The following is a 10,267-nucleotide window of genomic DNA, read 5'->3' as shown; positions in this document are numbered from 1 at the left end:
CGGACGGACGGCGAGCTTCCAGCCGCCGCGATCAAACCTCATCAGTCGATCGTTCGTCCATCATACGAGGACGACGCGCCGCGTCGCCGCGGCGCGGCCGCCGGAGGCGGTCCTTGACACGGCCAGACGCCAGAGCTCCGATCCACCAAGGCTTTAAGGCGCGGCCCCATCCGGGGCGGATGCGGGCTTGCGCCAAGCGGATGTTTTGAGAGTCTGCGATGGGTGGAAATCAGACCGAAGCCCAATCTACGGGCCCGTGAGGCCTACGCCAACGCCAACGTAGGCGACCCGTCCCCCCACATCTTCCAGCGACACCTGCCATCGTTTGGATACGAACCAGCTACGGGTTCGGCGACCACCTGAATCACAATAGAGGAAATTCGTTGGCCCTCTAACGACTTGCTTTCCGTCGCTGTTCGCATAGTCCGCATAGCTCTCGTGAACCGCATGCGAGCACTTGAACCCACCGCGACGCATGGTCTGTTCCGCTTGCGCTATCGGCGTGCCAATAGGCACCTGAGCCACGACAGCTGCTTTGGTACTCAAGGCGTCTGCCTGCATCAGGCTCGAAACGTGCTCAATCATATTCGCAGCATGCGTTGGCGCGCGAAGGTCCGCAACGGCTCGAAATTCGTCATCAGCATCCTGCCGGCAAGCGGTCGTTCAGACCGCCGCCGCCAGCTCTTGTCGGTTCCGATAGGCGCAAGGCTCGGGACCACGGAGGAAAGTAGAGTAGCCGGGCCCGCCTCCCCTCACTCCGCGATCGACCGCACCACCCGGGCCGGGTTACCGGCGACCAGGGTGTCGGCCGGGACGTCGCGGGTGACCACCGCGCCGGCCGCGACGACCGAGTTCTCGCCGACGGTGACGCCGCCGAGGATCGTCGCCCCGGTCGCGATCCAGACGTTGCGCTCGATCACGATGGGCCGGACGACGACGCCGTCGCGCCGCCGGGACGGTTCGAGAGGGTGGCCCGAGGTGATCAGGCTGACGTTCGGCCCGATCATCACCTCGTCGCCGATGTCGATCCCGCCCAGGTCGTAGAAGGTGCAGTTCTGGTTGACGAAGACCTTGCGCCCGACCCGGATGTCGACCCCGCTCTCGGTGTAGAATGGCGGGATCAGCGCGAAGTCGGCGTCGACCGGCCGGCCGGTCAGCTCGCCGAACAGGACGCGGACCTGGTCGGCGTCGTCATAGGTCAGGCGGTTGAGCGCGGCGGTGAGCGCCATGGCCCGCCGGACGTTGGCGACCATGGCCGCGGAATCCGGCGTCCGCCTGGCGATGAACCGGGAGCGATCGTCATGGGCCATGCGGGGCTTCCTTCGGGCGCGGGGGAGGACAGGCGTGCCGGGATTCGGCGCTTACCGCCACGCAGGGGCCAGGGTGCAGGCGTCGCGAGCGCGCCGGCGGCCACGGCGAAAAAACCGCCGCCCGCTGTCGGCCTGGACCGTCGCGGGCCGTCCTCGGGTCAACAGCCACCGAAAGATCGAGCCTTCCCATGTCCTTCCAAGCCTATCTCGACACCATCCAGGCCAAGACCGGCCTCGACGCCCAGGCGGTGAAGGCCGCGGCCGACGCGGCCGGACTGTCCGACGGCGGCCGGCTCAAGCCGGACGTCAAGGCCGGCCAGGTCGTGGCCTGGGGCAAGGGCGCGCTGGGCCTGGGCCACGGCCACGCCATGGCGATCTACGCCCTGCTGTCGGGCAAGCGGAAGCCGGGCGACTGAGCGGCCGAGACGGCGCCTCAGTCCTCCGGATCGTAGGCCTGGTCGCCCTTGTCGATCATCAGGTCGGCGGCCACGAAGTCCAGGGCGTCCTCGGGATCCTCGAAGCACAGCTCCGACACCGTCTGGTCGCGGACCGAGATCCCGGCCTTGTGGGTGCTGTCCGGATCGCCGGTGACCAGCGGATGCCAGTCGGGCAGGGTCTTGCCCTCGTGCAGCCGGCGATAGGCGCAGGACGGCGGCATCCATTCCAGGGTCTCGATGTTGTGCGGCGTCAGCTTGATGCAGTCGGGCACGGTCTTGCGGCGGTTGGGATAGTCCTTGCAGGCGCAGCGGTGCTCGTCGAACAGCTGGCAATGCACCCGGGTGGGGATGATCTCGCCGGTGTCCTCGTCCTCGAAGCGGACCAGGCAGCAGAGGCCGCAGCCGTCGCAGAGACTCTCCCACTCGGGGACCGTCATCTGGTTTAGGGACTTCGTCTCCCAGAAAGGTTTGCGCGCCATCATCGCGGCGTCCTAAACCCAATTCGCCCCGAAACCAAACGGGGAGACCAAACGGGACCATGGGGCCGACTTGAACGACTGGACGCTGCCGCCCTATCGCTTCGACGACGAACCGACGCGCCCGAAGGCCCAGCGGCCGCCGGAATCCGGGGGCGCGCCGCCGCCGCCGCCCCCGCCTGGGCCGCCTCGCGGACCGCCGCCCGGGCCGCCGCCGGAGGAGCCCTTCCGCGCGGATTTGAAGCACGCCAGGGCCCAGGCCAGGGCGCGCAGGGCGCGGTGGATCTGGATCCCGCTGCTGGTGGTCCTGGTGCTGGGGCTGCTGAGCGCGGGGGCCGGGGCCGGCTATGTCTGGTGGACCTATCTGCGCGACACCCCGCCCCTGCCCTCGCGCGAGGCGCTGTTCGCGGTCAACCGCGCGCCGGGCATCCGGTTCGAGGACCGCAACGGCCAGGTGATCGCCACCCGCGGCCCGCGCTATGGCCAGCGCATCGGCCTGGCCGGCGTGCCCAACTATGTGCCGCTGGCCTTCCTGGCCGCCGAGGACAAGCGGTTCTACCAGCATGGGGCCATCGACCCCTACGGCATCGTCCGCGCCGCCTGGGTCAACCATCGGGCCGGCCGCACCGTGCAGGGCGGCTCGACCCTCTCCCAGCAACTGGCCAAGGGCCTGTTCCTGACGCCCGACCGCACGGTCAGGCGCAAGCTGCAGGAAATGCTGATGGCCTACCGGCTGGAACGGATCCTGACCAAGGACGAGGTGCTGGAACTCTATCTGAACCGGGTGTTCTTCGGGGCCAACACCTTCGGGGTGGACGGCGCCAGCCGCACCTATTTCGGCAAGTCGGCCAGCCAGCTGACCCTGTCGGAGGCCGCCCTGCTGGCCGGCCTGCCCAAGGCCCCCTCGCGCCTGGCCCTGACCCGCGACATGGGCGCCGCCCTGGCCCGCTCGCGCCTGGTGCTGGCCAACATGCGCAAGGAAGGCTGGATCACCGTCGAGCAGGAGCGCCGGGCCCTGGAGGACACGCCCAGGCTCTCGCCCCGGGCCGTGACCGACGAGGGCGACTACGGCTGGGTGCTGGACTACGCCACCGCCGAGGCCGTGCGCATCGCCGGCCAGAACGCCCCGGACCTGGTGGTCCGCCTGACCATCGACCCGCGCCTGCAGCACGTGGGCGCCGAGACCGTGCGCCAGGCCATCCAGGTCGGCGGCGACAGCGCCGGGGCCGGCCAGGCGGCCCTGCTGTCGCTGTCGGCCGACGGGGCCGTGCGGGCCATGGTGGGCGGGACCGACTATGTCGAGAGCCCGTTCAACCGCGCCGTCCAGGCCCGCCGCCAGCCGGGCTCGACCTTCAAGCCGTTCGTCTACGCCGCGGCCCTGGAGAAGGGCGTGCTGCCCAGCGACATCCGCGTCGACGGCCCGGTGCGGTTCGGCGCCTGGAAGCCGGAGAACTACGGCGGCGGCTATCGCGGCCCGATGACCGTGCAGGACGCCCTGGTCAATTCGATCAACACCATCGCCGTCAAGCTGGCCCAGGAGGCCGGCGGCCCGGCGATCGGCGACCTGGCCCGGCGGTTCGGGATCACCAGCCTGCCGTCCAACCCCGACCTGTCGGTGGCCCTGGGGGCCTACGAGGTGAACCTGCTGCAGCTGACCTCGGGCTTCCAGGTGTTCCAGCAGGGCGGCGTCCGCCTCGAGCCCTACGTGATCGACAGCATCGCCACCCAGGACGGCCAGCCGATCTTCGCCCACACGACGCCGCCCGTTCCGCCCAGCGTCTACGACGTCAGCAAGGCCAGCATGATGGTCAAGATGATGAAGAAGGTGGTCGAGGTCGGCACGGCCCGGCGGGCGGCGTTCGGCTGGCCGGCGGCGGGCAAGACGGGCACCAGCCAGAACTGGCGCGACGCCTGGTTCGTGGGCTTCACGCCCGACTACGTGACCGGGGTCTGGGTCGGCAACGACGACGACCGGCCGATGAACAAGGTGGTCGGGGGCGACATGCCAGCCAGCATCTGGCGGCGCTACATGCTGGCGGCCCACGAGGGCCTGGCGGTGCGCGACTTCCCCTGGCTGCTGGCCGACCCGGCGCCCCTGTCGACGCCCGATCCCCGCAACGGCTTCTACGAGACCCTGGCCGCCGAGTTCGCCCGCTCGGCCTCGGCGCTGGAACCGACCACCGCGCCCGAGATCCCGGCGTCCGGATCGGAGTCCTCGCCGGAACAGCTGCCCTACTAGGAGCGGATCGGCCCCCTACGGCTGTCATCCCGGAAGCCTCGCGGAGGCTGTCCGAGACCTGAAGGACACAGTCGCGCCATCGATCTGTATCGGCCCCCCGGGTCCGAGGGGCGTCAAAATTCCGTCGCGCCGCCACGACGGCGATCCCAGGAAAGCCGCCCGTCCCCGCGCCATCCCCGTTGGATCCCTGCGCTCCGGCAACGATCTCCAAGGCGTGCGAGAGCCCGTGAAACCAGCCCCTTTTTGCGGCGACGCACATCGATAATCAATCTCTGGATATCGACCTTCGATGAGCAATGTTACAATAATTACCGATATGTAAGAATTTAGTTTCAGATCATCAGCTCAAAAAACCGCGATACTTATAGTCAAGCTCGAAGATCTGTGTTTTCTCTACAGCACATTGCGCCGCTGACACCCAAAAGACCTATTCTCGCCGCATTCCGGTATCGGCCGTTGCTTGGATGTGACAGGTCCTAGACATATTCATTACATGTCGGCGTCGGCGATTGACGCCTGTCTTTGGCGGCTCCTATCCCAGCGGCAACCGGGGACGACGTCCTCCGGGAAACCTGAAGCTGACAGGGCGACGGAACGAGCAGCCGACACGGCCAGGCTCCGAGCGCCCGGAGGGACCGACATGACATTGCAGATCACCCGCGGGCGCCTGCTCGCGACGACGATGATGGCGGGGGTCGCCGCCTTCGCCGGCTTCGCCGCGAACGCCCAGACCGCGCCGGCCCCCGCCGCCCAGGCCGCGCCCGCCGACAACGAGGTCGAAGCCGTGGTCGTCACCGGCTCGCTGCTGCGCCGCACCGACACCGAGACGCCGTCGCCGGTCACCATCCAGACCAACGAGCAGCTGCAGGCCCGCGGCATCACCTCGGTCTCCGACGCCATCCGCACCCTGGCGGCCGACAACAGCGGCAGCATCCCGACCGCCTTCGGCGCCGGCTTCGCGGCCGGTTCGTCGGGCGTCGCCCTGCGCGGCCTGTCGGTCAACTCGACCCTGGTGCTGATCGACGGCCAGCGCACCGCCAACTACCCGCTGGCCGACGACGGCCAGAAGGGCTTCGTCGACCTGAACACCATTCCGTTCAACGCGGTCGAGCGGGTCGAAACCCTGAAGGACGGCGCCTCATCGCTGTACGGCGCCGACGCGATCGGCGGCGTGGTCAACGTGATCATGAAGTCGAACTTCCAGGGCGCCAGCGCCGACGCCTCGTACGGCGGGAGCCAGCACGGCGGCGGTACGCAGTACCGCTTCAACGCCGAGGTCGGCCATGGCGACCTCGACGCCGACAAGTACAACGCCTATGCCGACTTCGAATACCAGCGGGACGACCGGATCCGCATCGACCAGCGCGGCTTCCCGTACAACACCAACGACCTGTCCTCGATCGGCGGGCTGAACAACAACCCGCAGCCGGGCTTCCGCGCGGGCGACACCATCGGCCGCGGCATCGTCGGCGGCGCCATCGATCCGGTTACCCACAAGGCCGTCGCCCTGCCGGGCGCCGTCAGCAACCCGCTGCGCGCCTGCACGACCGCCGCGCCGCTGACCACGGACGCGGACGGCAACAACTATTGCGCCGGCAACATCGCCGACATCGGCGACGTCCAGCCCAAGCAGACGCGCATCGGCGGCTACACCCGCTTCACGATCAAGCCGAACGACCACTTCCAGGCGTATGTCAGCGGCAGCTTCTTCCAGAACAAGGTCAGCGTCACCAACGGCCCGGCCCAGATCGTCACCGGCTCGCCGCACAACACCGTCGGCATCGCCCTGCCGCAGTTCCTGCCCAGCGGCCAGCTCAACCCGGCCAACCCGTTCTCGGGCGCGGATCCGACCTATACCGGCCAGACCGGCTCGGCGATCATCAACTACGCGTTCGGCGACATCCCCAGCTCCAATAGCTACACCAACGACGTCTTCCGCTTCGCCGGCGGCGTGAAGGGCGACGCGTTCGGCTGGGACTACTCCAGCACCCTGGTCGTCGCCCACTCGTCGCTGGACACCGTCCAGCGGGGCTTCATCAGCTACACCGCCCTGATCGACGCCGTCACCAACGGCACCTACAACTTCGCCAACCCGTCGGCCAACACCCAGGCCATCCGCGACAAGCTGGCGCCGACCACGCGCAAGACGTCGACGACGGACATGGACTCGATCGACTTCAACGCCACCCGCGAACTGTGGATGCTGCCGGGCGGTCCGGTCGGCGTCGCCCTGGGCGGCCAGTTCCGCTACGAGGCCACCGACGACCCGAACATCAACCCGTTCGGCGACACCCAGGGCCTGGGCTCGGCCCAGACCCGCGGCAACCGCACCGTGGCCTCGGCCTTCGGCGAAATCGGCCTGCCGGTGCTCGAGAACCTCGAGTTCAACGTCTCGGGTCGCTACGACCACTATTCGGACGTGGGCGGCAACTTCTCGCCGAAGTTCGCGGCCAAGTGGACCCCGATCCGGCAGGTCGCCCTGCGGGCCACCTACTCCAAGGGCTTCCGCGCCCCGAGCTTCTCGGAAAGCGGCGACTCGGCCTCGATCGGCTTCACCAACTCGCAGGCCCTGCCGGCCAGCTTCATCGCCCAGCACCCGGGCTCGTTCCCGAACGGCGGCAACGCCTACACCCAGACCTATGCGTTCCAGCTGAACACCACGGCCAATCCGGACATCAAGCCGGAGAAGTCGGAAAGCTACACGCTGGGCGGCGTCTGGGCCCCCAACCGCCACTTCAGCACGTCGCTCGACTACTACCACATCAAGAAGACCGACGTGATCTCGGCCCTGACCTCGGGCCCGGCCCTGGCGGCCTACTACGCCGGCCAGCCGATCCCGGCCGGCTACACCATCGTGGCCGACGCCCCGGACCCGGCGTTCCCCAACGCCCTGCCCCGCGTGCTGTCGGTCGGCTCGCCCTACGTCAACGCCAACTCGCTGGTCACCAGCGGACTGGACTGGAACGTCCGGACCGACTTCGACCTGCCGTTCGGCGGCATCCGCTGGACGAGCGAACTCGATGCGACCGTGATCTTCAACTACGACTTCACGATCGACGGCGTCACCAGCAACTACGTCGGCAAGCAGAGCCCCTACGCCCTGTCGTCGGGCGCCGGCACGCCGAAGTATCGCGCCGTGTGGACCAACAGCTTCGCTCAAGGTCCGTGGCGCCTGACCGGCGCGGTGAACTATGTCAGCGGTCAGCGCTCGATCGACGCCGACTCCGGTCCGGCCTGCCTCTATGACGGCGGCGACGACATCGACACCAAGTTCTGCCACAGCAAGCGCTTCATCGACCTGGACCTGACCGGTTCGTACGACATCAACGAAAAGGTCCAGATCCAGGCGGCCGTCCTCAACGCGACGGACGCGGGTCCGCAGTTCAACCCGGCCAACTACGCCGCGGTGAACTACAACCCGACCTTCTCGCAAGCCGGCGCCATCGGCCGGTTCTTCCGGATCGGCGTGAAGATGAAGTACTAGGATCTCGCGTACGGGATCACCCAGTTCCGATCCCGATGAGATGGAAGGGGCCGCCCGCCAGTGCGGCCCCTTTTTTCATGGGCTGGGGCGGAGATTGAGTTGGGGACACGCACTCACATCCAGATCCCTGCGAACAAGTCGAGACCTTGCCGTGAGTGTGCGTCCCCGGCTTCCGGCCGCGCCTTGCCCCCTTACCGCCCTTTAACTAGGCCCGGTCTAGCCTGCCGCCTCGATCACCTCGGGGCCCGCCGTGACGTTCACCACCCGCGCCGTTGCAGGCCTGAAGGCCGCGTTCGGGCCCTCGCCGCCCGACGCCGCGCCGCGCGCCGTGGGTCCCGATTTCCTGCGGGCCTGCGCCATCCTGCTGGTGCTGCTGCAGCACCTGCCCAAGGCCGCCGCCGCCGAGTGGCTGATCCTGATCAAGCCCTATGGCTGGCTGGGGGTCGACGTGTTCTTCGTGCTCAGCGGCTACCTGATCGGCGGCCAGCTGATGCGGCCGATCGCCCGCGGCGAGACCCCCGACCTGCGGCGCTTCTGGGCCAGCCGCGCCTTTCGCATCCTGCCGGCCTACCTGGTGATCCTGGCGCTCTATAACCTGCTGCCGGGCTTCACCGACGGCGAGGGCATCCAGCCGCTGTGGCGGTTCCTGACCTTCACCATGAACCTGGGCCTGGACTACACCCGGACCGGCAATTTCAGCTCGGCCTGGTCGCTGTGCGTCGAGGAGTGGTTCTACCTGACCCTGCCGCTGCTGGTCCTGGCCCTGCGCCTGCCGATCTTCCGCACGGGAGCCCTGCGCGGGGCGGGGCCGTGGCCCGGCGTCGTCCTGGCGGTGGCCCTGGTCCTGGGCGGCATGGGCCTGCGGTACTGGCTGTGGCGCGACCTGTCGACGATCGCCGACCCGCCGGACGGCCTCTACCAGAGGGTCGTCTACTATCCCACCTGGTGCCGGCTGGACGGCCTGCTGATGGGCGTGGCGCTGGCGGCCCTGCGCACCTTCCGCCCCGCCCTGTGGGCCAGGCTCTGCCCGGCCTGGCTGGCCGCGCCGGCGGCCGTGGCGATCTGGGTCGTGGCGATCTGGCTGATCGGCGACAACGGCCTGATCCTGACGCTGACGGGAGCGACCGTGGTCTATCCGCTGTACGCCCTGGGCTGCGCCCTGATGCTGTCGGCCCTGCTGGACATCGAACCCTGGCTGGCCGGCCAGCGCCCGCGCGGCCTGGCCGCGCTGGCGGCCCTGGCCTACAGCCTCTATCTCGTCCACAAGCCGGTCTACCACGCCATGCACGACTGGCTGGGAGGCGAGATCCTGCGTGGCTGGACGGGCCTGGCGCTGTACCTGCTGCCGGTGTTCGCGGCGGCGATCGTGCTGCACCTGTTGGTCGAGCGGCCGTTCCTGAGGCTGCGGGATAGGGTGATGGCGCGGAAGGTCGAAGCCGAGGAGCCTGTCAGGCTGGCGGCCTGAACCGGCCAGACCCGGCTTAAACGCGGTAGCGCTTGCTGATCCGGAAATTGGCCAGCATCACCACCCCGGCAATCAGGGGTGGGACGGCCACAAGCAGCCAGCCGCCGACGCCGATCTCGGCCGGCGAGCCGCTAGAGCCTAGGCTGGTCATGAGGAGGAACCAGGCCAAGCTGGCGACCGCCCAGCAGGCGAAGGCGCGGCCCCAGCCTTCCAGCCGCCAGAGAGCCAGGAACAAGCCGCCGCCCGTGGCCAGGAGCAGGGCCGTCAGGCTGACGCGCGCCCACAAGCCGATCCCCTCTGCGACCACGCCGACCAAACCCCACAAAAGGACGCCGGTCAGCGCGAAGACCAGGCAGACCCCGGCCCCGCGCACGATCGGCGAAGCGGCCATGCGGGCGCGCCAGGCGGACGGCAGGCGGTCCCACGCCACGTTGGCGGCGATCACCGCCAACACGAACGCTCCGCCGATCAGCAAGATCGAGCGCTCCTCGCCGCCCTCGGCGGCCCGACTACAGATCGTTTCGGCGGCGAGCCAGAAGAACGCGCCATACAGAAAGACGGCCAGGATCCGCCCCGGCCTGGACTTGGCGAGCCAGGAGCCAAACGCCAGTTGCAGCACCATGATCAGCCAGAAGGCGTCGCGCGCAGAAGCCGCGATCGAAGGCCACAGTCGCCCGTCGGCCAGCCAGAGTAAGCCGGCCACGACCACGGTGGCGGCCAGATGAAGCCGGAAAGGCTTGGCGATCGGTTCTGCGTCGTCCGTCATGCGCGCCAAGGTAGCACGAGCTTGGCCATGCGGAACCCTCTCCCGTAGGGGAAAGGGAGGGGCCCGCGCGAAGCGTGGGAGGTTGGGGGG

The 10,267-nt window shown here is 68.7% G+C and carries 7 protein-coding genes; 4 read left to right on the top strand and 3 right to left on the bottom strand.

Annotation, left to right across the window (positions count from 1 at the left end):
* Positions 1-752 precede the first annotated feature (752 nt).
* Positions 753-1,310 (bottom strand): sugar O-acetyltransferase, encoded by a 558-nt coding sequence (locus AC07NX_RS10555; protein ID WP_494641611.1) that lies wholly within the window; start codon positions 1,308-1,310, stop codon positions 753-755.
* Positions 1,311-1,498: 188 nt separating this feature from the next.
* Here AC07NX_RS10555 and AC07NX_RS10550 point away from each other — a divergent pair, with 188 nt between their 5' ends.
* Entirely contained in the window at positions 1,499-1,726 is a 228-nt protein-coding gene (locus AC07NX_RS10550) for a DUF4287 domain-containing protein (protein ID WP_494641609.1), read from the top strand.
* A gap of 17 nt (positions 1,727-1,743) precedes the next feature.
* Here AC07NX_RS10550 and AC07NX_RS10545 read toward each other — a convergent pair whose 3' ends face one another.
* Entirely contained in the window at positions 1,744-2,229 is a 486-nt protein-coding gene (locus tag AC07NX_RS10545; RefSeq protein WP_494641607.1) for a YcgN family cysteine cluster protein, read from the bottom strand.
* Positions 2,230-2,296: 67 nt separating this feature from the next.
* Between AC07NX_RS10545 and pbpC the strand changes: the two genes are divergently transcribed.
* From pbpC to AC07NX_RS10530, 3 genes are all read left to right on the top strand, one after another.
* The gene (gene pbpC / locus AC07NX_RS10540; protein ID WP_494641605.1) at positions 2,297-4,462 is read left to right on the top strand and encodes a multimodular transpeptidase-transglycosylase PbpC; all 2,166 of its coding nucleotides are present in this window, start codon (positions 2,297-2,299) and stop codon (positions 4,460-4,462) included.
* A gap of 640 nt (positions 4,463-5,102) precedes the next feature.
* Positions 5,103-7,946: a TonB-dependent receptor plug domain-containing protein gene (locus tag AC07NX_RS10535; RefSeq protein ID WP_494641602.1), complete on the top strand. Its 2,844-nt coding sequence runs from the start codon at positions 5,103-5,105 to the stop codon at positions 7,944-7,946.
* A 250-nt stretch (positions 7,947-8,196) separates the two neighbouring features.
* A complete protein-coding gene (locus AC07NX_RS10530) occupies positions 8,197-9,411 on the top strand; it encodes an acyltransferase family protein (protein ID WP_494641600.1) in 1,215 nt (404 codons plus the stop codon).
* A 16-nt stretch (positions 9,412-9,427) separates the two neighbouring features.
* Here AC07NX_RS10530 and AC07NX_RS10525 read toward each other — a convergent pair whose 3' ends face one another.
* Positions 9,428-10,186: a hypothetical protein gene (locus tag AC07NX_RS10525; protein WP_494641598.1), complete on the bottom strand. Its 759-nt coding sequence runs from the start codon at positions 10,184-10,186 to the stop codon at positions 9,428-9,430.
* Between the last annotated feature and the right edge of the window lie 81 nt (positions 10,187-10,267).

It is taken from the genome of Caulobacter sp. GW821-FHT09A05 (genome assembly GCF_059418465.1).
Note: the sequence above shows the minus strand (reverse complement) of the source record. Positions and strands in the feature narration are given on the sequence as shown.